21 protein-coding genes are annotated in these 22,780 nt (G+C 70.1%); 11 read left to right on the forward strand and 10 right to left on the reverse strand.

Going from position 1 to position 22,780, the window contains the following annotated elements; genetic code table 11:
• Positions 1 to 27: 27 nt before the first annotated feature.
• From ACIBLA_RS20155 to ACIBLA_RS20165, 3 genes are all read right to left on the reverse strand, one after another.
• On the reverse strand, positions 28 to 909 hold the full coding sequence (locus ACIBLA_RS20155; protein WP_363246066.1) for a hypothetical protein: 882 nt from the start codon (positions 907 to 909) through the stop codon (positions 28 to 30).
• Positions 910 to 1,022: 113 nt separating this feature from the next.
• Positions 1,023 to 1,328, reverse strand: coding sequence for a hypothetical protein (locus ACIBLA_RS20160; protein ID WP_363246067.1), 306 nt, complete (start codon positions 1,326 to 1,328; stop codon positions 1,023 to 1,025).
• A gap of 120 nt (positions 1,329 to 1,448) precedes the next feature.
• A complete protein-coding gene (locus ACIBLA_RS20165; RefSeq protein ID WP_363246068.1) occupies positions 1,449 to 2,048 on the reverse strand; it encodes a class I SAM-dependent methyltransferase in 600 nt (199 codons plus the stop codon).
• A 144-nt stretch (positions 2,049 to 2,192) separates the two neighbouring features.
• On the opposite strand from ACIBLA_RS20165, the gene ACIBLA_RS20170 reads away from it, so the two are divergent.
• On the forward strand, positions 2,193 to 3,602 hold the full coding sequence (locus tag ACIBLA_RS20170; RefSeq protein ID WP_399199334.1) for an NADP-dependent succinic semialdehyde dehydrogenase: 1,410 nt from the start codon (positions 2,193 to 2,195) through the stop codon (positions 3,600 to 3,602).
• 197 nt (positions 3,603 to 3,799) lie between these two features.
• The gene (locus ACIBLA_RS20175) at positions 3,800 to 4,600 is read left to right on the forward strand and encodes a SigB/SigF/SigG family RNA polymerase sigma factor (protein WP_399199357.1); all 801 of its coding nucleotides are present in this window, start codon (positions 3,800 to 3,802) and stop codon (positions 4,598 to 4,600) included.
• Positions 4,601 to 4,665: 65 nt separating this feature from the next.
• On the opposite strand, the gene ACIBLA_RS20180 is transcribed toward ACIBLA_RS20175, so the two are convergent.
• Complete coding sequence (locus ACIBLA_RS20180; RefSeq protein WP_399199335.1) at positions 4,666 to 6,639, reverse strand: ABC transporter ATP-binding protein; 1,974 nt, start codon at positions 6,637 to 6,639, stop codon at positions 4,666 to 4,668.
• Between the two features lie 576 nt (positions 6,640 to 7,215).
• On the opposite strand from ACIBLA_RS20180, the gene ACIBLA_RS20185 reads away from it, so the two are divergent.
• On the forward strand, positions 7,216 to 7,629 hold the full coding sequence (locus ACIBLA_RS20185; RefSeq protein WP_363246072.1) for a roadblock/LC7 domain-containing protein: 414 nt from the start codon (positions 7,216 to 7,218) through the stop codon (positions 7,627 to 7,629).
• Positions 7,630 to 7,735: 106 nt separating this feature from the next.
• Positions 7,736 to 8,743: a DUF6397 family protein gene (locus tag ACIBLA_RS20190; RefSeq protein WP_399199336.1), complete on the forward strand. Its 1,008-nt coding sequence runs from the start codon at positions 7,736 to 7,738 to the stop codon at positions 8,741 to 8,743.
• Positions 8,744 to 8,782: 39 nt separating this feature from the next.
• Here ACIBLA_RS20190 and ACIBLA_RS20195 read toward each other — a convergent pair whose 3' ends face one another.
• Positions 8,783 to 9,766, reverse strand: coding sequence for a fibronectin type III domain-containing protein (locus ACIBLA_RS20195; RefSeq protein ID WP_363246074.1), 984 nt, complete (start codon positions 9,764 to 9,766; stop codon positions 8,783 to 8,785).
• Between the two features lie 157 nt (positions 9,767 to 9,923).
• On the opposite strand from ACIBLA_RS20195, the gene ACIBLA_RS20200 reads away from it, so the two are divergent.
• Positions 9,924 to 10,436, forward strand: coding sequence for a GNAT family N-acetyltransferase (locus tag ACIBLA_RS20200; RefSeq protein ID WP_399199337.1), 513 nt, complete (start codon positions 9,924 to 9,926; stop codon positions 10,434 to 10,436).
• On the opposite strand, the gene ACIBLA_RS20205 is transcribed toward ACIBLA_RS20200, so the two are convergent.
• A complete protein-coding gene (locus tag ACIBLA_RS20205; protein WP_399199338.1) occupies positions 10,430 to 11,020 on the reverse strand; it encodes a transposase in 591 nt (196 codons plus the stop codon). The two genes, ACIBLA_RS20200 and ACIBLA_RS20205, sit on opposite strands and share 7 nt — an antisense overlap.
• Positions 11,017 to 11,565, reverse strand: a complete 549-nt coding sequence (locus ACIBLA_RS20210) for a winged helix-turn-helix domain-containing protein (protein WP_363246077.1) — start codon at positions 11,563 to 11,565, stop codon at positions 11,017 to 11,019. The genes ACIBLA_RS20205 and ACIBLA_RS20210 overlap by 4 nt, the downstream gene beginning before the upstream one ends.
• Before the next feature lie 327 nt (positions 11,566 to 11,892).
• Here ACIBLA_RS20210 and ACIBLA_RS20215 point away from each other — a divergent pair, with 327 nt between their 5' ends.
• From ACIBLA_RS20215 to ACIBLA_RS20225, 3 genes are all read left to right on the forward strand, one after another.
• Positions 11,893 to 12,834, forward strand: coding sequence for a glycoside hydrolase family 19 protein (locus ACIBLA_RS20215; RefSeq protein WP_399199339.1), 942 nt, complete (start codon positions 11,893 to 11,895; stop codon positions 12,832 to 12,834).
• A 163-nt stretch (positions 12,835 to 12,997) separates the two neighbouring features.
• Positions 12,998 to 13,477 (forward strand): tyrosinase family oxidase copper chaperone, encoded by a 480-nt coding sequence (locus tag ACIBLA_RS20220; RefSeq protein ID WP_363246161.1) that lies wholly within the window; start codon positions 12,998 to 13,000, stop codon positions 13,475 to 13,477.
• A 21-nt stretch (positions 13,478 to 13,498) separates the two neighbouring features.
• Positions 13,499 to 14,365: a tyrosinase family protein gene (locus ACIBLA_RS20225; RefSeq protein WP_399199340.1), complete on the forward strand. Its 867-nt coding sequence runs from the start codon at positions 13,499 to 13,501 to the stop codon at positions 14,363 to 14,365.
• A 102-nt stretch (positions 14,366 to 14,467) separates the two neighbouring features.
• Here the strand turns inward: ACIBLA_RS20225 and ACIBLA_RS20230 are convergent, their stop codons facing one another.
• Positions 14,468 to 14,740 (reverse strand): chaplin, encoded by a 273-nt coding sequence (locus tag ACIBLA_RS20230; protein WP_363246159.1) that lies wholly within the window; start codon positions 14,738 to 14,740, stop codon positions 14,468 to 14,470.
• 220 nt (positions 14,741 to 14,960) lie between these two features.
• Here ACIBLA_RS20230 and ACIBLA_RS20235 point away from each other — a divergent pair, with 220 nt between their 5' ends.
• Together ACIBLA_RS20235 and ACIBLA_RS20240 are read left to right on the forward strand one after the other, a co-directional pair.
• Positions 14,961 to 16,463, forward strand: coding sequence for an MFS transporter (locus tag ACIBLA_RS20235; RefSeq protein ID WP_399199341.1), 1,503 nt, complete (start codon positions 14,961 to 14,963; stop codon positions 16,461 to 16,463).
• Positions 16,460 to 17,089 (forward strand): TetR family transcriptional regulator, encoded by a 630-nt coding sequence (locus ACIBLA_RS20240; protein ID WP_399199342.1) that lies wholly within the window; start codon positions 16,460 to 16,462, stop codon positions 17,087 to 17,089. Before ACIBLA_RS20235 ends, ACIBLA_RS20240 begins: the two co-directional genes overlap by 4 nt.
• Positions 17,090 to 17,168: 79 nt before the next feature.
• Here ACIBLA_RS20240 and ACIBLA_RS20245 read toward each other — a convergent pair whose 3' ends face one another.
• The gene (locus ACIBLA_RS20245) at positions 17,169 to 17,540 is read right to left on the reverse strand and encodes a hypothetical protein (protein WP_399199343.1); all 372 of its coding nucleotides are present in this window, start codon (positions 17,538 to 17,540) and stop codon (positions 17,169 to 17,171) included.
• 137 nt (positions 17,541 to 17,677) lie between these two features.
• Here ACIBLA_RS20245 and ACIBLA_RS20250 point away from each other — a divergent pair, with 137 nt between their 5' ends.
• Positions 17,678 to 21,145, forward strand: coding sequence for a phosphodiester glycosidase family protein (locus ACIBLA_RS20250; RefSeq protein WP_399199344.1), 3,468 nt, complete (start codon positions 17,678 to 17,680; stop codon positions 21,143 to 21,145).
• Between the two features lie 82 nt (positions 21,146 to 21,227).
• Here ACIBLA_RS20250 and ACIBLA_RS20255 read toward each other — a convergent pair whose 3' ends face one another.
• Positions 21,228 to 22,775: an AbgT family transporter gene (locus ACIBLA_RS20255; protein ID WP_363246153.1), complete on the reverse strand. Its 1,548-nt coding sequence runs from the start codon at positions 22,773 to 22,775 to the stop codon at positions 21,228 to 21,230.
• Between the last annotated feature and the right edge of the window lie 5 nt (positions 22,776 to 22,780).

Below are 22,780 nucleotides of genomic sequence, written 5' to 3' on the forward strand. Positions count from 1 at the left end.
CCGGTCACGACGGGAAAGTCGGGCCGGTCAGGACGGGCGGACAGCGATCTTGTCGAGCGCTTCGAGGAGCTTCGGCAGCTCGGGCCCACGACCGACCGGCAGCACCTCGTTCGGTTCGTCGTCCAGGAGGATGTAGGCGATGTCGTCGGTCCTGGCGACGAGGGACCAGCCGGGGCCGTCGGCCCGCAGCATCCGCGCGCCGGCGGGTGCGAAGCCGGAGCGGACGCGGCCCGGCGGAGGGGGTGACTCCAGGTAGCCGTGCAGCTCCTTCAGAACACGCCGTACGCCGTCGTGGAGGGCTTCCAGGCCGCCGGGGACGCCATCGGTCTCCGCGTCCGAGGCGTCCTCGCCCGCAGGAGCCGCCTCCGCTCCACCCTCGGTGTTCGTACGCTCCTCGTCCTCGGAATCGAACTGTGCGCGCCAGGCCTCCCACTGAAGGGCGATCTCGTCCGCGCCGAGACGGCGCTGCGCCGACCCCCAGCTCGCCGTGTCGGGCGGCGCGAGCGGCGGTCTCGCCCCGTCGTCGTCCATGCCCGGCTCCGAATCGGGGTCGGGGTCGTGCGGTGCGGGAATCCCGGGCGCCGCGACCGAGAGGGCCAGCGGCCAGCCGGGCAGGGCCGCGACCACGGTGCGTTCGTCGGGCGACAGGTCGTACTCCATGCCGCAGTCCCACGCGGCGATGGCGACGGCCACCAGCGACACGTCGTCGACGGCCACCGTCCAGCGCGCGCCGGTGCCGTCCTGGCCGAGCACCAGGCCGTATCCACGCTCGTACGGCTCCAGCCCGAGCGTCACGCACGCCTCGGGGAAGTCGTCGCCGAGCACGCTGGGGAACTGCGCCGGTGTCAGCAGTACGGCCGACAGCACAAACAGCTGGTCCTCATCGGCGGATTCGTCCGTACCTGTCACGGCACCTCCCCATCCGATCGGTCGTGTCCGATCGGTTGTCGGCGCACCTTAGCCAGTCCGCCGCCCGGCCGTCGAGAGGTGCGTGATCGGCCGCGCCCGTCCGTATCCCGCCATCATGCGGCGGGCAGCCCGAGGAGGCTGCGTGCCACCGTCTGCGGTGACTCGTCCCGCTCCCGTGCCAGCGCGATCACGGCCCGGCACGCCAGCTCGTTGACGCCGAAGGACAGGGCCTCGGGGGAGACCCAGCCCGACGCCTCGTCCATCCGGTCCTGGTCGTCTTCGGCGGTCGCCGAGACGTAGGCGGCAGCCGCCTCGAACAGGTTGTGCTGCCGTGTCCGGTTCCGGGACGACGCGGCCGGCTCGGTGACCGGCGCGGCGGTTCGGTTCGTCACGAACAACCGGCGCAGCTTGTCGAACATTGTCCCTCCACCTTCCGCACATCCCTCGGGGCCCTGCCTCCAACGTAAGTCGATACCCGTTCACGCGACAGGGCACCCGGTGCGGGCCGCCACCCGGCCGTGCGGGGCCACCAGGGCGGGTCAGCCCTCGTGTACGGCGAGCGCGAGGAAGCGGTCGTCCTCGTCCACGTACGAGTCCAGCCGCCAGCCCGCCCCCGCGAGCAGCGGACGCAGCATGCCCTCGGCCCGCAGATCGTCCGGTGTGATCCGGCGGCCCTGCCGGGCGGCCAGCGCGGCCCGTCCGATGGGGTGGAACAGCGCCAGGCTCCCACCGGGCCGTACGACTCTGGCCAGCTCCCGCAGATTCGCGGCGGGCTCCGGCAGATGGGCGATCAGTCCGGCGGCGAAGACCGCGTCCAGGGAGTGCGCGCGCAGCGGCAGGCGCGCCACGTCCGCCAGCAGCAGGGCGCCGACCGCGTCGCGACCGCTGCGGACGGCCGCCACGAGCATCTCGGGGGTGAGATCGGCGCCCAGCACCGTGCCCCGCGGCCCCACGGCATCGCGCAGGGCCGACAGCGCGCGCCCGGTGCCGCAGCCCGCGTCCAGGACGCTGTCGCCCGGACGCAGCCCCATGCCGGCCGCCGCGGCGGCGTAGGCCGGGCCGTCGTCGGGGAAGCGCGCGTCCCAGTCCGCCGCCCGGACGCCGAAGAACTCCTGGATGTGCGTGTGGTCGTGGGCCATGGGTACATGATCCCCCTGCCGCGCATCGCCCGGCCCCCCTCTGTCCGGCCCTGATCAGCCCCGCCGGACGGCGTACGCGCCCGCGTTGCGGGCCCGCCCCCGCCGCGCGAGTGTCGGAGAACCGAGTCAGAGGAGGACTGTCCCATGCCCATCGCCACGGTCGATCCCGCCACGGGCGCGACCCTGAAGACGTTCGACGCCCTGGGGTCCGACGAGATCGAGCGGCGGCTGGCCGCGGCTGCCGCCGCCTTCGACCGGTATCGCACCACGGGCTTCGACCACCGGGCCACGCTGATGAACCGCGCCGCCGACCTACTTGAGGAGGACAAGGACGACATCGCCCGCACCATGACCACGGAGATGGGCAAGCCGATCGGCGCGGCACGCGCGGAGGCGGCGAAGTGCGCCAAGTCGATGCGCTGGTACGCGCGGCACGCGCGGGACCTGCTCGCCGACGAGCACCCGTCGGCCGCCGACATCCAGGACTCGGGCGCCGCACGCGCATATGTCCGCTACCGCCCACTGGGCGTCGTGCTGGCGGTCATGCCGTGGAACTTCCCGCTCTGGCAGGTCGTACGGTTCGCCGCCCCCGCCCTCATGGCGGGCAACGTCGGTCTGCTCAAACACGCGTCGAACGTCCCGCAGACCGCGCTGTATCTGGATGACCTCTTCAGGAGGGCGGGCTTTCCCGAAGGCTGCTTCCAGACGCTACTCGTGGGGTCCGGCGCGGTCGAGGGCATCCTGCGCGACCGCCGTGTGGCCGCGGCGACCCTGACCGGCAGTGAGCCGGCCGGGCGCTCCGTCGCAGCCGTCGCGGGCGACGAGGTGAAGCGGACCGTACTCGAACTCGGTGGCAGCGACCCGTACATCGTGATGCCGTCGGCCGACATCGACCGGGCCGCGCGGACCGCGGTGACCGCCCGGGTGCAGAACAACGGACAGTCCTGCATCGCGGCCAAGCGCTTCATCGTGCACGCCGACGTCTACGACGCGTTCGGTGAACGCTTCGTCGCCGGGATGCGGAAGCTGACCGTCGGCGACCCGATGGACGAGTCCACCGATATCGGCCCGCTCTCCAGCGAACAGGGCCGCGCCGACCTGGAGGTGCTGGTCGACGACGCGGTCAACCGGGGCGCCATGGCCCGCTGCGGCGGGCGCCGTCCCGACGGGCTGAGCCGCGGCTGGTACTACGAACCCACTGTCCTTACGGATGTCTCCCCCGACATGCGCATCCACCACGAAGAGGCGTTCGGCCCGGTGGCCACCGTGTACCGCGTGGCCGATCTCGACGAAGCGGTGCGCGTCGCCAACGACACTCCGTTCGGACTGAGTTCCAACGTGTGGACGCGCGACGACGAGGACGTGCGGCGCTTCGTAAGCGACCTCCAGGCCGGCGGTGTCTTCTTCAACGGGATGACCGCCTCCCACCCCGCGCTCCCCTTCGGCGGCGTCAAGCGCTCCGGCTACGGGCGGGAGCTGTCGGACCACGGGATCCGCGAATTCTGCAACGTCACAACCGTCTGGCACGGTGCCGAACCCGACGACAACGGCTGAGAGAGCGAACGCGTCCTCGCACGCGAACCGCCTCTGAACACCCTTTGTTTGCAAGGGGTGTTCAGGGGCACACGCTGTTCGTGCTTCGGACAGGAGGCACGTCCGTGGAGCGGCGTACCGCTCCGGGCGTCGCCCGGCGGCCGGCCGAGCGCTCCCCGGTGACGACGGCCGCGTGGAGCGAGGAGCTGAACAGCATCATGACCCCTCGGGTGATGGCCTACCGGGTGAGACACGAGGACGTGCCCGACACCTCCGAGGCCTTCGAGCGGGCCGCCGGACTGCCGGACGGGCCCGAGAAGGACCGGACCCGCGAGGAGATCGTGTGCGCCTGGCTCCCGATGGCCGACCGCCTGGCGGGCCGGTTCCGGCACCGGGGAGAGGCGCTGGAGGATCTGCGGCAGGTCGCGGCGATCGGACTGGTGAAGGCCGTGGAGCGGTATGACCCGTACCGGGGCACCGCGTTCGAGAGCTTCGCCGTACCCACGATCACCGGGGAGCTGAAGCGGCACTTCCGTGACCGCCTCTGGTCGGTCCATGTGCCGCGGCGGGTACAGGAGTTACGGGGCCGTGTGCGAGACGCCCGCGACGAACTGGCTCAGCGGCACGGGAACATGGCGCCGACCGTGGAGGACGTCGCCCTGCACGCGGAAATGACCGAGGACGAAGTGCTCATGGGCGTCGAGGCGATGGACTGTTTCAGCGTGCTGTCGCTCGACGCCAATCTGTCCGCCCTCGACGAGGAGGGTTCCGCGACGCCCGGTGACTCCCTCGGCGGCTGGGACGAGGCACTGGACGCGGTGATCGACCGCGAGTCGGTCAAGCCGAACCTGCGCCGGCTTCCCGACCGGGAGAAAAGGATCCTCTTTATGAGGTTCTTCCACGGGATGACACAGAGCAGCATCGCCAAGGACCTCGGCATCTCGCAGATGCACGTCTCCCGGCTGATCAACAACTCCTGCGCGCGCATCCGTAGGGAGGTGATGCGCGACGCGGCGTAGGCCGGTTCGCCGACCGGCTCGTCGTCGCGCACCGCACGTCCGGCGCCCGACGACGAACCGGCGGGTCAGGAAGGTTTCACGGCGGATCCGCCCTGGTGCGGGAGCCCGTTCCCGGCGGCGGACCCGTGGCCGTACTGCTCCGCCTGCATACGGAACATCGAGGCGTATCTGCCCCCGGACGCCAACAGGCTCTCGTGGTCGCCCTGTTCGACCAGCCGGCCCTCGTGCAGTACGTAGATGAGGTCCGCGTACCGCACTCCGGACATACGGTGTGTGACGAGTACGACGGCCCTCCGCTCGTCGGCCAGCCCCCGGATCCGGTCGAAGGCCGCGATCTCCGCGCCCGGATCGAGGGCCGATGTGGGCTCGTCCACCACGATCACGCGGGCGTCCCGGTAGTGGGCGCGGGCCAGCCCGAACTTCTGCCACTGCCCGCCCGACAGCTCGGATGCCCCGCGGAACACACGGGCCAGCAGGGTGTCGAACCCCCTCGGCAGGTCCTCGGCGATCCGGTCCGCACCCGAGTACCGCGCCGCCGCCTCCATGTCGCCCTCGGCGGCGTCGGGTCGGCCGATCTCGATGTTCGCCCTCGCGGTCACCGGCCAGCGCTCGAAGTCCTGGGTGAGAAGCGACACCCGGTCGAAGATCTGCTCGCGGTCCGCCTCCGCGACATCGACGCCGTCCCACGTCAACCGACCACTGTCGGGCAGGTGCAGCCCGGCGAGCAGCTTCACGAGAGTGCTCTTGCCGGAGCCGTTCTCGCCGACCAGGGCCACCACCGAGCCCATCGGGATCGCCAGGGACAGCTCGGTGAGCGCGGGCGTCTCCCGGTCCGGATAGCTGAAGGAGACATCCTCGAAGGTGATCATCTTCATCGGCTCGGGGATGGGGATGCCGCCGGAAGGGATGGACCTGTCGCCGGCCTCCGCGAGGAACCGCTCCATGTCACGTACGTACAGAGACTCCTCGTGCAGCGAGTTCGTGGTCAGCACGAGAGCGCCCAGGCTCGCCGAACCCGAGCGGACCGCGATCACGGCGGTGCCCGCCACGGCCAGCTCCATCCGCCCCGACATGATGAGCCCGGCCATCGCCCCGTACGTGATCAGTGCGGCCACACCCGACAGCGCCGCGGCCAGCAGCTCGGTGACCGCCTTGTCCTTGGCGAGCCGCGTCGCCTCGGACTCCGCGCTCTCGGCCATGTTGCGGTAGTGCCGCAGGAGGAAGCGGCCCACGCCGTGCACCCGTACCTCGTGCGCGGCGGAGCGGGAGATGAGCAGCCCGGCGATGAGCCGGCTGGCGCGCAAATGCTCCACCCAGGACATCACCGACAGATACCGCCGCTGGGACACGCGCATCGCACCCCAGCCGCGCGGCGCCGCGATCAGCAGGAGCATCGGCAGCAGCAGCGGGTGCAGCACGGTCAGTACACCGCCGACGGCGAGCAGCGAGATGACGCCGTTCATGGTCGCGACGCAGGCACCGATCATCCGCCGGGCCGACGGTGGGCCGTGCTGCGCGGTGTCGATCAGGCGGCGGAACTCGCCGTCCTCGATCGCCTCCAGCTCCACCCGCGCGGCGGCGCGTAAGTACTGCTCGTTCGCGGCCCGTTCGACCTTCGGCTCCAGCCGCCCGGCCGCCGATGTGGACCACGAGGCCAGGAGCGCGCCCACGACGGCGACCACCGCGCCCACGATCAGGGCGGGCAGCGCGTCGGAGACACGGTCGGCGGCGCCTCCTGCTCCGAGGAGCGAGCCGAGCACGGAGTTGACGACCAGCAGACTCAGCGCGGCCGTCAGCCCCTGGCCGGCCTCGGCGACGCCGACGGTCACCAGCGCCGGCCGATCCGCCCGCCAGGCGAGTCGCAGGGTGCCCGCCACCATTCTCGGCATGGTGCGGACCGCGGCGAACAGGCTCAGGTCGAAGGAGGCCCACTCGTGGTCGGACCAGCCGGTGTCGTAGCGGAGCGGGCCGCCGAACAGCTCGCGTTCGCTGTCCGACACAGCGATCTCGGCGGGCTTGGGACGCTTCAGCAATCTCACGCGGCGTCACCTCCGGCGTCAACCTGGCGCATCACGGGCCGGGCGGGGACCGGCCGTCTCTCGAACGCGCTGTGAATGTCGAACGGCAGCGGGATGAGCTTCATGGTTCCTCCGGGAGAGACGTCGATGTGCGGGCCGTTGGATGAACGCTGCTGATCAAGAGGCCGTAACGGGGGGAAGTAGTGCGAATTCTCGTCGGAAGGTCGTGATGGCGCGGTGGAGATGAGCAGGCGCCGTGAAAGTGGCCGTAATCCTGTGTTCGCCTCACTCCGGCGTGACAGGTGGCCCGATCGAGGGATGTCGTTGCGGTGGTGAATTGACCGAAGTGGCCACTCGGCGCCGGAGGCCGGGGAGGGGGAGCGGTCTAGCGCCGACAGCGGGGTGGCGAGTTGCGAAGGCATACGGACGGTCCCGGTGGTGATCGTTCCGCCCGACGGGAACGGCCTGTTCCGTGTGACGCTCCTGGGCGGCGGGATCGCTTGCCCGTGAGCAGTCGGTGCGCGAGGCTTGGCGACCGACGGGGGAGATACGGGGCACAGGGCGCGGTACCTGTCTGAACGGGGAGAGTGGTCACCAATGGCGCTGGAAGACGGACTTGACTGGCTTCTGGAGGATCTGACCAGTCGGGTCGAGCCGATACGGCACGCGCTGGTGCTGTCCAACGACGGGTTGGTGACCGGGGCGAGTTCCGGTCTGGCGCGGGAGGACGCCGAGCATCTGGCGGCCGTCTCGTCCGGTCTGCACAGTCTCGCGCGGGGATCCGGTCGGCACTTCAACGCGGGCAAGGCCCGGCAGACCATGATCGAGTTCGATGACGCGCTGCTGTTCGTCACGGCCGCCGGGGACGGCAGTTGCTTGTGCGTGCTGAGCGACGCGGACGCCGATGTCGGTCAGATCGCCTACGAGATGACGCTGATGGTGAATCGCGTCGGTGAGCATCTCGGCATCGCGGTGCGGCAGTCGGGGCATACCACGGTCACGGACGTCTGAGTGCCGCAGGGAAGTTATCCACAGGGCAAGCGGGAATTCTGACGCGGGGATACGGTCGTCACCGAGAGTAGTCAATCGCTCGCGGGGGAGACCGTCGATGTCCGTCATGGAAATCTCAGAGACACTGGCCGCCGGCCGAGCGGCGCAGGAACTGCGTCTGAAGCGCGGCGAGTTCGAATTGGCCACACAGTTGGGGCATGTCCGCACGGTCGGGGGGTCGGTGAGTGGCCGCCGGAGGGTCCCGCGCGGCGAGGTCGAGCGGCTTCGGCGGGCGGCGGGTTTCCCCGACACGCTGCGCGAGCGGGTGCGGACGGTGGGCACGGCCGAAGGGGCGGAGCTGATGGACATCAGCCCCGGCCGCTTCACCCGGCTCGCGCGTGCGGGGTATCTGGTGCCGGTGAGGTTCTACCTCAATCGCTATCGAGCGGTCGTCTGGCTCTATCTGGCCGAGGAGCTACGGGCGTTCGCGAGCAGCGAACCGGGTCTGCTGGCGGGCCGATTGCCGCACGGGCCGACCCACTCGCGGACGCATGCGGAGCCACGGACGCCGACCGGCGGGTCCGAGACCGACTCGGAGGCGCCCGAGGCTCCTGAGTCCGGCGATTCGGGCGCGGGAGAGGACTGCCGTCCGCGCAACTGGCGTGGACGTCGTATCGGTCTTCTTCTGCACGAGAGCGATGACCGGTGGGAGCGTGCGGCGATCGTCGGGTCCGTGCTGGATCCGATCCAACTCGCCGAGCTGGTACCGGATCCGTACGAGCGCGCGTGTCTGAACCGGCTGCGGCCGGACCTCGCGCCGGGCCGTCCGGGATCGGAGGCGGGGCGCGAGGCGGTACAGCGACTGCTGACCGCCGACGATCCGGACGAGATCAGCTGGCACCGGTCCAGCCTGACCGCGCTGCTGGCGGACGCCCGTCGGGACCGGCAGGCGCGGCGCCCGAGCGGCACGGCCCCCGAGCCGGCCCCGGTGCCGACACCCGTACCGGTACGGACAGTTGAACCGGTTCCGCACGGTGTCGGGCGGGGGCGTCCGTTGCTGACCCGGCTGAGGATCAGGCGGAACCGGGACCGGGAGACCGCCGCCGTGCCGCGTGGCGGCAGCGCCGACGGGTGAGGTCGAGCCGCCCGGCCCGACTGTCCCGGCATCGCTCGGTCAGGACTTGGCTTCGCCCGTGACCACGGTGAGTTCGGGGGAGAAGCTGCCCCACTCCCCGTCCGGCAGCTTCGCGCGGATCTTCACCTTGTAGCTGACACCGGGCTTCTTGCCCGCGTAGACGCTCTCGGTGGTCTTCCCCACGGGCGGCTTGTTGCCCCAGACCAGCGTGGTGGTCAGCTTCCCGTTGAGATGGATCTCGTACGAAGGCACCTGACCGTCGACCTTCGGCGGCAGCCACGACAGATCGAGATAGTAGGCCCCGTCCTTGGCGTTCTTGTGCCGCGCGGCCTTGAAGCCGATCGGCGCGGTGTCGGGGTCGTCGCCCGGTCCCTTCGGGGTGCTGATCTTCACCGGGTCGCTGGCCGGTGAGGTGTTGTCGGCGGCGTCGCGGGCCTGGAGGGTGAAGGAGTAGGCGGTGCCGGGGCGGAGTCCGGTGACCTTGGCCGTGGTCTCGTCGCCGCTCACACTGTGGATCTTCGAGCCGCCCTGGAGGATGTCGTAGGAGGTGATGCCCTCGTCCTTGGCCGGTGCGCTCCAGGAGAGCTCGGCGCCCTTGGAACCGTTGTGCTTGCCGCGCAACTTCACCGGCTGTGCCGGAGCCTTCTTGTCGTCCGTGCCCGCGGCGGGCATGGTGACAGGTTTCTTCTGGCTGTGCGGGGAGAGGTTCCCGGCGGCGTCCTTGGCCCGCACGGAGAACGAGTAGGCGGTGGACGGCTTCAGACCCGTGATGTCGATCATCCGCCGCTCGGCGGGGACGTCCTTGATCTTGTCCTTCCCGCGGTACACCACATAGCCGCTGACCGCGACATTGTCCTTGGCCTCGTCCCACATGACGTGAGCGGACAGCGCGCTGCCTGCCTGGACGCTCAGACCGGTCGGCGCCGATGGAGCCTGCGAGTCCTTGTCGTCACCGCCGCCGCAGGCGACGAGGGTGAGGGCGGTAGCGGTAACGAGCGCGACCTGGGTGGGGGTCCGTCGCACGATCGTCTCCTCCGTCGGAAGCACGGGGCAATGGTCTAGACATATATGACACAGTGTCGGGTTCACTTCAAGAGGTGGTGCGCGTCGGAATCCGAAAACAATGGATGCCTCGACTCGGTCGTTCCTTGATTCCTGATTGATGGCAGGATGGCTCGCTGTGCAGACCAACACGCTTGTCGTCCGTCGTGCGGTGCCCGCGGACGCGTCCGACATCTCCGGACTGTGGCTGAGATCCTTTACGGCCGCGCTCCCGAGTGTCACGCGCCCCCACAGTGATCAGCAGGTGCACGCCTGGATCCGTGACATCGTCCTGCCCACCCAGGAGACCTGGGTGGCGACCGCGGGGGAGGCGGTCGTCGGCATGATGGTGATCGAGGGCGGCGACATCGATCAGCTGTATCTCGATCCGGACCACCGTGGCTGCGGTATCGGCGCGCGCCTGATCGACCTGGCGAAGCGGCGTCGGCCCGACGGTTTGTCCCTGTGGACGTTCCAGATCAACGGCCCGGCACGGCGCTTCTACGAGCGCCACGGCTTCGTCCCGGTCGAGAAGACCGACGGCCGGGGCAACGAGGAGAACGAGCCGGACGTCCGCTACTGCTGGCACCCCGACCCGGCACTGCGGGTGCGCCCGCATCTCGAACAGGGACCGGGTAGCACCCACTACTGATCTTTTCGTAAGTTCGGTGGGTGTGGTGGGCGGATGGTCAGGCCGGTGTGGGCGAGGAATGACCATGGCAGTCGGGGGTTGGCGCTGATGCGGTGGATGCCTTGCTCGGTGGCGTCGGCGACATCGGCGAGGTGGTCGCCGGCGAGGTTGGCGAGTTCACGCTTCTTGAGAGAGGACCACAGCAGTTCCACCGGGTTCAGCTCGGGAGCGTAGGCGGGTAGCCGTTCCAGGGTGAGCCAGTCCTGCTCGGCGACCCAGGCCCGCATCGCCCGGCTCCAGTGGGCGGACAGGCCGTCCCAGACCAGGACCACTCGCTCGCCGCGGCAGAACACCTTCATCTGCTCCAGGACCTCGATGAGTCCGGCGGTGTCGTAGCTGCCGGGCTTGAGGTGGAAGCACAGGCGGGCCCCGCGATCGGGGTCGGTGGAGTGGTAGCCCAAGGCCCCGGCCATCGACGCGCGCTTCCAGTTCAGGCGGTGCCGCAGGAGCGGAGTCCGCCCCCGGGGCGAGTAGGTGCGGCGGATCTGAGGGAGCAGGGAGACGCCTGATTCGTCGAGGAAGACGATCCAGGCACGTGTGTTCACGGCCCTTTTTTGATACGCGGCCACTCGTGCACGATCCAGCGGGCGATCTCCGACTCGTCCCGCTCGACCGCCCGCCGCTCGGGCCGTTGCAGGCTCCATCCGAGCCGGCCGGTCAGCAGCCGCCACACCGACGCCCTCGACAGCACCACCCCCGTTGCCCGGGTGACGACCGCGCCGACTCGTTCCAGGGTCCACAGGTCGGCCTCGAAGCCATGAGCCTGGGCACCTCGCTCCAACGCGGCCCGGACCATCTCGACCTGGGCGTCGTCCAGCTTGGGCGGGCGTCCGGTGGCTCCCCGTCGCCGCAGGGCCGAAGCACCGCCTCGCTCCCACACCCGCCGCCAACGCCGCACACTCTCGGCACACACCCCCACCGTCCTCGCGATCTCCGCATTCGAGACGCCACCCTCGAACAACTCGACCGCCCGAACACGACGCGCCTCCGCCAACTGAGGCCGCGACAAAGGAGGAAGAGAGAAGCCGGCAACCGAAGGGGAAGGTTGATAAGCCACCCCGACAGCCTCCCACCCACACGCCCACCACACCCACCGAACTTACGAAAAGATCAGTAGGGCGCGTTGCGAAAGTAGCGCCGTCGGCCCCGCCCTCCGGGCGGACGGCGCTACTTTCGCAACACGCCCTAGGGCGAGATCGCGTCACATCCGCGGCGCGACGGCCGATCCAACAGCCGCATGCGGCGCCCGGTTGGGGTGCGGCGGGTGCCCGCTGACGACAGCGTGGCGGGCATGCCCTGCTCACTCGCGCCGAACTGGGTTGTGGGGTGGCCGATTCAGGGGCGGACCGGCTGAAAAACGCACGTTGGTCTAGACCTTGACAGGTAATAAGGATTCCGGTTTGGTTCCCTCACCCCCATGGCGGCCGTCCCCCAACGACGGCCGCGCGAAGGAGTGAGTCGCTTGCGACAGCGAATCCTTGCCCTGTTCACCGCGCTGGTCTCGGCACTGGCCCTCGCGGTATTCCTACCCGCGTCGACCTCGGCGGCAGCCACGTCGGCCGCCGCCTGTACGACCCCCTGGAACGCGTCCAGCGTCTACTGGGGCGGCGACACCGCTTCGTACAACGGCCGCAACTGGACGGCGAAGTGGTGGACCCAGAACGAGAGACCAGGCACGGTCGACGTCTGGGCCGACAACGGCGCCTGTGACGGCGGTGGCCCGACGGACCCGCCGCCCGGTGGCTTCGTGGTCAGCGAGACGCAGTTCAACCAGATGTTCCCGAGCCGGAATTCCTTCTACACCTACAACGGTCTCAAGGCCGCGCTGGGCGCCTACCCGGGCTTCGCGAACACCGGCAGTGACACCATCAAGCGCCAGGAGGCCGCCGCCTTCCTCGCCAACGTCAGCCACGAGACCGGCGGTCTCGTCCACATCGTCGAGCAGAACCAGGCCAACTACCCCCACTACTGCGACACTTCGCAGCCGTACGGGTGCCCGGCCGGCCAGGCCGCGTACTACGGCCGCGGTCCCATCCAGCTCAGCTGGAACTTCAACTACAAGGCCGCGGGCGACGCTCTCGGCCTCGACCTCCTCAATAACCCCTGGCTCGTCCAGAACGACGCGGCCGTCGCCTGGAAGACCGGTCTCTGGTACTGGAACACCCAGAGCGGTCCGGGCACGATGACCCCGCACAACGCGATGGTCAACAGCCGTGGATTCGGCGAGACCATCCGCAGCATCAACGGGAGCCTTGAATGCAACGGAGGCAACCCCGGACAGGTCCAGAGCCGGATCGACAAGTACCGTCAGTTCACCGGAATCCTCGGCGTGGATCCGGGTGGCAACCTCAGCTGCTGAGTCCGGAGCGTCACTACGACAATCGGACGTAGTTCAGAGAACTGTTCTGCGATCTCCTCGTTGACCGGTTCGGGGCAGAGAACCATCTGCCCCGAACCCGGATCAGTGTCCGTGCCCCGCCCCGTCCATGGGGCGGGGCACGGCCGACGAGTGGAGGTTCGCCATGGCAGGCGATACCCAGCTGAAGGCGCGGCCCGCGGAGGCGTGGTCTGTCGAGCCTGTGGCCCTCGTGCCACGCCAGTCGCATCCGCCCCATGAACCGCCCGCCGCGCCGACATCACGGCCCGGCCGCACCCGACGTCTCTTTCTGCGTGTGGCCTTCGCCCTCGGGGTCACAGGCGCCACGGCCGCGGCCCTGACGCCCATCCTCCGGTCCGACCCCCGCAAGGCCGACCCCGGCGATGCCCGTGCGCCGGCCGTGGAGCACTTCGACGAGATGTACGGCGGCCGGCACATCCAGGGGGTGGATGCCGGCATCCGTATCGACGGCCGGCCCCTGCACGTCATGCGGCGCGCCGACGGCAGCTACGTCAGCGTGGTCAACCACTTCGAGTCGTTCCCGACGGCGCTCGCGACCGCCCGCGCGGCTGTCGACGACCTCGCCGGTACCCAACTCGCGCTCGCCGGACCGGCAGTTCACTGACCGCAGGGAGGACCCTCCACGGTGCATATCCGAAAGAATCAGCGGAATCTCACCAGCGCGGAGAAGAAGCGCTTCGTCGCCACGGTCCTGGAGCTCAAACGCCAGGGTGGTTACGACGGGTTCGTCCGCCAGCATGTCCAGTATTACCGGGCCGACGGCGACGACGGGGTGCGCACCGGGCACATGGCGCCCACGTTCCTGCCGTGGCATCGCAAGTACCTGTTGGAGTTCGAGCGGGCGCTTCAGCGCATCGACCCCAAGGTGACCGTGCCGTACTGGGACTGGACGACCGACAACACTCCGGCCGCGTCCCTGTGGTCCGAGGACTTCCTCGGCGGTGACGGCCGCTCGTCCGACGGGCAGGTCATGACCGGGGCGTTCGCCTACGGGGCGGGCAACTGGACCATCAACGACGGGGTGCTGGAGCGGAAGTTCCTGGTCCGCGCCTTCGGCCGCCCCACATCCCCGATCGCGCTGCCCACCAAGGACGAACTGGCCTGGGCGATGGACGAGTCGGTCTACGACGCCGCGCCGTGGGACTCCACGGTCACGCGCGGTTTCCGTAACCGCCTCGAAGGCTGGACGGCGGGCAGTGACAAGACCCGGTGGCGCAATCACAACCGTGTCCACCGGTGGGTGGGCGGCCAGATGCTGGGGGCGACCGCGCCCCACGACCCGGTCTTCTGGCTGCACCACGCCTTTGTCGATCTTCTCTGGGACCTCTGGCAGACGAAGCACCCCAAGTCGACCTATCTGCCGCAGCGCAAGCTGGGCGGCAATGATCCGCAGCGTGGCCGGGCCATCAGTCTGGACGAGCCGATGCCGCCGTGGCGGACGACGCCGTCGGAGATGCTGAGCCACCGGAGTCTGTACCGGTACGAAGCCTGAGCCCGGCGGGCTGCCGGCCGGCAGCCCAGCACAACGGCCTCCCGCATGAGATGCGGGAGGCCGTTGCGTCATGCCTCAATCAACGAGCGGGGTGCCGGCTGCTCAGCGGCCGTAACCGCCACCGTGGTGCTTGCCGTCGGCGTTGACACACGTGTTGCCGAACGCCGGGTTGAGCAGACCGACCGCGTCCACGGTGTTGCCGCAGAGGTTGATCGGGATGTGCACAGGCACCTGGACCACGTTGCCGGAAAGGACTCCGGGCGAACCGACGGCCGCGGCCTCGGCGCCGGCGTTGGCAGTGGCCATTCCGGCACCGCCGGCCAGCACGGCGCCCGTGCCGGCGAGAACAGCAGCTGCCTTCGCGATACGCGACATCAAGTTTCTCCTTGAACGTTTCGAGCCCAGCCGCACGATGCGCGGCCTTCACGCCCGTTCAACGCGCAAACTCACCCTCGGTAACGAAATTGAGCCAATTGGTGAGAGAGCGGAATGTGACAAGGGGGTGCACGAGTGTTTACTCTCGGGGTGAACGCTTGTGCACCCCCTTCGTGACCGCCACGGTCGCGGAGGCCGGCGGCGGAACAACGGAGAGCAGATGCCCGCAGCAGCGAAACCGGAGCCGGAACAGGAGCCGGAGTCAGAGCAGGAGCCACCAGAAGGACAGCGCCGCCGCTTCCTCGTCGCCGTGCTGGCCTTCTGCGGCGTCGTCGTCGCCGTGATGCAGACGCTGGTCGTGCCCCTGCTGCCGCACGTCCCCGCCCTGACCGGCAGCACGCCCGCGGCGGCCAGCTGGCTCGTCACGATCACGCTGCTGACGGGTGCGGTCTTCACTCCCGTACTCGGCCGTGTCGGCGACATGTACGGCAAGCGCAGGGTCCTCATCGCCTCGCTCGGTGTCCTCGTCGCCGGTTCGGTCATGTGCGCCGCCAGCTCCCACATCGGTGTGCTGATCGCGGGACGGGCCCTCCAGGGCGCGGCGCTCGCCGTCGTACCTCTCGGCATCAGCATCATGCGCGACGAACTCCCGCCCGCGCGGCTGCTGTCGTCCGTCGCCCTCATGAGTTCGACCCTCGGGATCGGCGCCGCCGTAGGACTGCCGGTCGCCGCCCTCGTCGTGCAGAACTTCGACTGGCACACGATGTTCTGGGCCTCGGCCGTCCTGGGTCTGGTCGACATCGTGCTCGTCCTGTGCTGCGTCCCCGAATCCCCGCTCCGCTCACGCGGCCGGTTCGACGTCATCGGCACGCTCGGTCTCTCCGTCACCCTCGTCAGCCTGTTGCTCGCCGTCACCCAGGGCGCGGACTGGGGCTGGACCTCCGTGCGCACCGTCGGCCTGCTCCTGGCCGCCCTCGCCGTCGGTCTCCTCTGGGGCGCGTACGAGCTGCGCACCACGTCCCCCATGGTCGATCTGCGGGTCTCCGCGCGCCCCGCCGTGCTGCTGGCGAACGTCGCCGCGCTCCTCATCGGCTTCGCCTTCTACGCGAACTCCCTGGTCACCGCGCAGATGGTGCAGGAGCCCACCAGCACCGGTTACGGGCTCGGCGCCTCGATCGTCGTCGGCGGACTGTGCCTGCTGCCCGGCGGTCTCGCGATGGTGGCGCTGTCGCCGGTGTCGGCCAGGATCTCCGCGAAGTACGGCCCCAAGACGGCCCTGGCGATCGCCGCGGCGGTGATGGCCGTCGGGTACGTCGTCCGCTTCTTCACCAGCCACAGCCTGTGGCCGATCATCGGCGGCGCCACCATCGTCGCGGCGGGCACCGCCATCGCCTACTCCGCCCTGCCCGCACTCGTCATGCGCGCGGTGCCGGCGGGCGAGACCGGCGCGGCCAACGGCCTCAACACGCTCATGCGCTCGGTCGGGCAGGCCTTCTGCAGCGCGGTGGTCGCCGCTGTACTCGCCAACGTCACCTTCCAGGCCGGCGGCCGTACCGCACCCACCCTCCACGCGTATCTGCTGGTCTTCCTCATCGCCGCCGGTGCGGCCCTGCTCGCCCTGGTGGTCACCCTGTGCCTGCCAGGCCGCGCGGTGGCGGCCGAGCCGGGTACCGTCGGCAAGGAGCAGCCAGCACGCCGTACGTTCGCCGAGGAGAGCGCATGACGACGACCGGACATGCGGCCGACGGGGCAGCGGACCCGGACGGGGAGTCGGGCGAGGACTCCGGGGCCGATCCCGCACCGGACCCCGGTACCGGCCGTCTCGCGATTCTGCGCGCCGCGCGCCGCGCGTTCACCCAGCGCCCGTACGCCGAGGTGACCATGCGCGGCATCGCCGCCGACGCCGGTGTCAGCGCCTCGCTCATCGTCAAACGCTTCGGCACGAAGGAACGGCTGTTCAACACCGTCGCCGACTTCGGCCCCGCCGCCGACAAGCTGTTCGCCGCGCCACCCGCCGACCTCGGCAGACACCTCGTGCTGACCATGGTCCGGCTGCGGCGCGAGAACCAGTCCGACCCCCTGCTGCGCGTCGTCTTCTCCCTCGGCAACATGGACGAGCGGACACTGATCCGCGAGCGCTTCCGCGAGCAGGTCACCGCCCGGCTGGCCGGTCTCATCGGCGGGCGGCGGCCCGAGCTGAGGGCGGAGCTGATCACCGGCCAGCTCCTCGGTCTCGGCGCCACCCTCAGCCTCCACCGCCCCGGCGCCGGGGAGCGTGCCACCCCCGAGCAACTGGCCGACCTGTACGCGCCCGCACTCCAGCGGCTGATCACCGGGGACCTCGACTGAGCGCTCGCGGAACCCCGTACCGGCTCATATCGACCCGCCGCCGGGCCTCCCCCTTGCTGAACCGACCGAACCGACCGGATCATCTGAAGCAGACTGGCCCGCCGGCCCCGCCCTGACCCTCGCGTACAACCGCAGGGGCGGCTTCGACGTCGACCTCCGCGCCGATCGCGTGCATCTGGATCCCGCCGCGCTCGGCGTGTTCGACCTGGAACAACTGGCGGACTCCCTCGGTGATCTGGTGGGGGAGCTCGGCGGCGGTGACGACATGGCCCTGCTGCTCATGCACAGGGAACCCGCGTCGCGCGACACGTGACGGCGACGCGTCGCGCGACGGTCGCACGTCGGCCGCGCGACACGTGACGGCCCGTCGGCGGATCTGAGCGGCCCTCGGGCCTTTCTGACGCATCATCAGAAAAATCAGCTGGATGCCCGCCGCCACTGCGGCAGGCATCCCACGTCACCTCCAGGGTGCCCCCTGTTCTCCCCGACGTGTCCGTGAACCTCTGGCGAACCGGGGCACACACGGCGATGCTGGGCGGCTGACAGCGCTTACCATCCGCGCCAACCCCCCGTACTACAGGAGAACTTGTGGGCCCAGGCATCGCCCGCCGGTCCGTCGTGCTGCTCGCGGCGGTCACCGCACTGACAACGGGAGCCATCACCCCGTCCGTCGCCGACACCACCCCCGACCCCCGCCCGCGCAACGCCGCCGAGGTGCTGCGCCCCGTCGCGCCACCACCGGCCAGCAGACCGGCCGGCGCGCCCAGATCCGTCGTGGACGGCGACGGCATCGAGACCGCGCGCAGCTCACGCCCCGTCGCGCCGGGCGTCAGCCTCACCTCGTACGACCGCCTCGAATCCGACAAGTGGCTGCGCGTCGACGCGCTGTCGGTCGACCTCGACGGCGGTGGCGTACGGGCCGACTACCTCTCGTCGGGCAAGGTCGCCGACCGCCGCAGCGTCTCCGAACTCGCCGCCGGGCACGACCCCGGCAAGGGCCGCCGCACCGTCGCCGCCATCAACGCCGACTTCTTCGACATCAACGAGACCGGCGCGCCGCAGGGAGCCGGGATCAAGGACGGTGCCCTGACCCAGTCGCCCGCCGCCGGGGCCAACCGGGCCGTCGGTATCGGCCCCGAGAACGCCGGGCGCGTCCTGGAGCTGTACTTCGACGGCACCCTGACGCTGCCCACCGGACCGTGGCCTCTCGCCGCGTACAACGCCGCGAACGTACCGGCCGGCGGTATCGGCGCGTACAACGCCGCCTGGGGACAGGCCAACCGCGCGCTCACCGTGGACACCGCGACCCCCGTCGCCGAGGCGGCCGTACGGGACGGCAAGGTCGTCACCGTCACCGACACGCCCGGCACCGGCCCGATCGAGCCCGGCACCACCGTCCTCGTCGGGCGGGAGGCCGGCGCCGTACAGCTCAAGGCGCTGCGCCCCGGCGACCCGGTGACGATGGAGTACAGCCCGCGCACCAACGGCGGACCCCTGCCGCGCACCGCGGTCGGCGGACGTGAACTCCTCGTCGTCGACGGCGTCGCACAGAACCACGAGGGCCAGGGCAACAACACCGCCGCGCCCCGTACCGCCGTCGGATTCACCAAGGACGGCAGCGAGATGCGGGTGATCACCGTCGACGGCCGGCAGGCCGACAGCGGCGGTGTCACCCTCACCGAACTCGCCGTGATGATGAAGCAGGCCGGCGCCCACAACGCGCTCAACCTCGACGGCGGCGGCTCCTCGACGCTCGTCGCCCGTGAACCCGGCAGCGACGCCCTCCAGGTGGAGAACGCCCCGTCCGACGGCAGCGAGCGCACTGTGCCCAACGGCCTCGCTATCACCGCGCCCGACGGCAGCGGACGGCTCGACGGCTTCTGGGTCGAGACCCGTACGCCCGCCGGAGCCGCACCCGGTGACGACCCCGTCAAGGGCGGCCACCCCGAACGCGTCTTCCCGGGACTGACCCGCGCCCTCACCGCGGCGGGCCACGACGAGACGTACGGCCCCGCACAGGGCGACCCGCTCTGGCGGACCGAACGCTCCTCGGTCGGCCGGGTGAACGACGACGGGCTGTTCACCGCGCGCGACAGCGGCACCACTGAGGTCCGCGCGGAACGCGGACACGCCGACGGATCCATCGAGTTGACCGTCCTCGACGACCTCGCGCGCATCAAGTCGACCACCACCCGCGTCGGCCTCGCCGTCGGCCAGGCGACCGGCACCTTCGGCATCGTCGGCCTTGACGCGCACGGCGCCTCCGCGCCCGTGGAGCCGCGCGACGTGAAACTCACCTACGACCGCGAACTCTTCGCCGTCGCCGACGACGGGAAGGGTTCCTTCGCCGTCACCGCCAGGACCGGCGGCGGCGCGGGACGGATCACGGCCACCGTCGACGGTGTCACCACCGCGCTCGCGGTGAGCGTCGGGCTGGAGGAGCAGCAGGTCTCGGCCTTCGACGACGCCGCGAGCTGGAGGTTCAGCCACGCGCGCGCCGCCGGTTCGGTCTCGGCGACCCCGGACGGGCAGAGTGGCACCGGTCTGAAGCTGACGTACGACTTCGGGCTCTCGACGGCGACCCGCGCCGCGTACGCCAGCCCGCCGCAGCAGATCGCCGTTCCCGGTCAGCCGCAGTCCTTCAAGTTGTGGATCAAGGGCGACGGGAAGGGTGCCTGGCCGACGCTGCATCTCAAGGACGCCGCCGGATCGGACCAGTTGCTCCGGGGGCCGTACGTCACATGGACCGGCTGGCGGCAGGTGACGTTCGCGGTGCCGCAGGGGGCCGCGATGCCGCTGTCGGTGTTCCGCTTCTATCTCGCGGAGACCGCGGCCGACAAGCAGTACACCGGGGAGATCGTCATCGACGGACTGACGGCGCAGGTGCCGCCCACCGTCGACCTGCCTCAACAGCGGCCAGCCGCCGACCCGTTGATCGACCCGGCCGCCGAGACCGAGGGCCGGGACTGGCAGTTCGCCGTGATGTCGGACGCGCAGTTCGTTGCCCGCGAGCCGGACAGCGCGATTGTGCGGCAGGCCCGTCGCACCCTGCGCGAGATCAAGGCGGCGAAGCCCGACTTCCTCGTCGTCAACGGCGATCTGGTGGACGAGGGTTCACCGGCGGACCTCGCCTTCGCGCGGCAGGTGCTCACCGAGGAACTGGGTGACGAACTGCCCTGGTACTACGTGCCGGGCAACCACGAGGTGATGGGCGGGAAGATCGACAACTTCGTCGGCGAATTCGGCTCCGCGCAACGGGTGTTCGACCACGGCGGAACGCGCTTCGTCACACTCGACACCTCCAACCTCTCGCTGCGCGGCGGTGGCTACGCCCAGATCAAGGCCCTGCGCGCCCAGTTGGACGCGGCGGCCGACGACGCGAGCGTCAGCTCGGTGATGGTCATCGAGCATGTGCCGCCGCGCGATCCCACCGTGCAGAAGGGCAGCCAGCTCGGCGACCGCAAGGAGGCGGCGCTGCTGGAGAACTGGCTCGCCGGGTTCCGCCGTACGAGCGGCAAGGGCGCGGGCTTCATCGGCAGCCATGTCGGGGTCTTCGACGCCTCGCGCGTCGACGGCGTGCCGTATCTGATCAACGGCAACTCCGGGAAGAACCCGGCGGCCCCCGCCGCCGAGGGCGGATTCACCGGCTGGTCCCTCGTCGGCGTCGACAAGGTCTCCGGGACCGAGCAGTCCGAGGCACGCGGCAAGCCGTGGGAGGGCGGGCCCGACTGGATCTCCGTACAGACGCGGGCGCACACCGACGCGCTGGCACTCGACGCGCCCGGAACAGTGGAGCCCGGACACAAGGCGGCCGTCGCGGCGACCGTCACCCAGGGAACCAGGCAGGTGCCGGTCGCCTTCCCGATGAGCGCGGACTGGACGGGCTCACCGAACGTGCACATCGGTGACCCGGACCGGGCGAACAGCCGCGACGTTGCCGCGTTCGACCCGGCCACCGGGACACTGACGGCGCTGCGGCGGGGCGCGGCGACGCTCGCGGTGACGGTCAACGGCGTCACGGAACGGGCGGAGATCCGGATCACGGCCGCCGGGTAGGCCGGCCGTACACGGTGAGAAGGGCCCGCACCCGGTGACGGGTGCGGGCCCTTCACTGCGGTCACCGGACCCGTCCGCCAGGTCAGGTGACCGGTGAGCCCGGCCCCAGTGGCAGGCCCAACGCGTACCAGAGGGCGAACAACGCGATCCAGGCGGCCATCATCGCCATCGCGGCCGGAAGTGTGAACGACACCAACGTGCCGATTCCCGCCTTCTTCTGGTAGGTCTGCAGATAGCCGACGGTGAGCACGAACGTCGCGCTCATGGGGGTGATGGAGTTGGTACAGGAATCCGCGATGCGGTAGACGGCCATGACCGTGGCCGGGTTGGCCCCGATGAGCATGGTCATGGGAATGATCACCGGAGCGATGAGTGCCCACAGTGCGGTCCCGCTGGTGATCAGCAGGTTCAGCAGGGCGATTCCGGCGATGAGCAGCATGAGCACGGCGAAGACCGGTGCGTCGAGTTTCTCCAGGCCCTCCGCACCTCCGGCCGCGACGACGGTGCTGATACCGGTCCACTGGAACAGTGCGAGGAACTGCGAGACGGCGAAGAAGAGCACGAGAAGCGGGGAGATCGACCTGATCCCGTCCGCCATGAAATTGGGCAGGTCGGACGAGCTGGTGAGCTTTCCGGTCAGATGGGCGTAGGTGGCTCCGATGACGAGGAAGAACAGACTCAGCGCCAGCGCGATGCCGGTGAACAGCGTGGAGTCGAGGATGGCCCCGTTCTCACCGCGCAGCGGAGAGCCCGCCGGGATCATCCCCACGACCAGCAGCCCCAGGAAGCCCGCGGCGACGACGCCGGTGCGGCGCAGCGCGCGCAGTTCGACCTCCGCGGGGACAGAACCGGGCCCGGCGCCGGTGGTCGGGCCGGTGGCGTCGTCGTCGGGCACGAGTTCGTGCTCACGTTTGGCCAGGACCTTCTCCGTGACCACCGTGAGCACGATCGCGAGTACGACCGCGGAGACGGTGGTGAAGTAGGTGTTGTCGGTGGGGCGGACGATCGCGTCGGGATCGACGATGTGCGCGGCCTCGGTGGCGATCTTGGCGAAGACGACATCACTCGGAGCGATGAACGGGTTGGCGTCACCCGCCGCGTTGATCGACAGGAAGCCGACGATCATGCCCAGCATGGGGGAGCGCCCGACCGCCCTGAAGACGAGAGCGGCCAGCGGGACGACGATCACGTACGCGCTGTAGGACAGGAACTTCGACATCGCCCCGGCCACGCAGACCGCGAAGACGGCATGGCTGGGGCGGACGCGGCCCAGCGTGTGGCGTGCCAGCGATTCGAGCATGCCGGAGCGGTCGGCGACCGCGAGGCCGATCATGATGATCAGTACGGTGCCGAGCGGCCCGAAGGTCAGGAACGACTCTTCGGCACCGAGTATGAGCTCACGTATCGCATCCGCCGACAGCGCGTTCTTGACCGGGGACGGATCACCGGTCGCCGGGTCCATGACCGAGACGTCGGCAGCGGCCATGATCGCGCTGGTGGCGGCCACGACGACCGACAGGATCCAGAACAGCCAGAACGGGTGCGGGAGTTTGTTGCCGGTCCGTTCTATACCGTCCAGGAACCGGGTGAGCCGCTGGGGGCTGTGTTGCTTGCCTGAGGTGGCAGTCATTTCCT

The sequence above is a fragment of the Streptomyces sp. NPDC050433 genome (genome assembly GCF_044458565.1).
GTDB lineage: Bacteria > Actinomycetota > Actinomycetes > Streptomycetales > Streptomycetaceae > Streptomyces.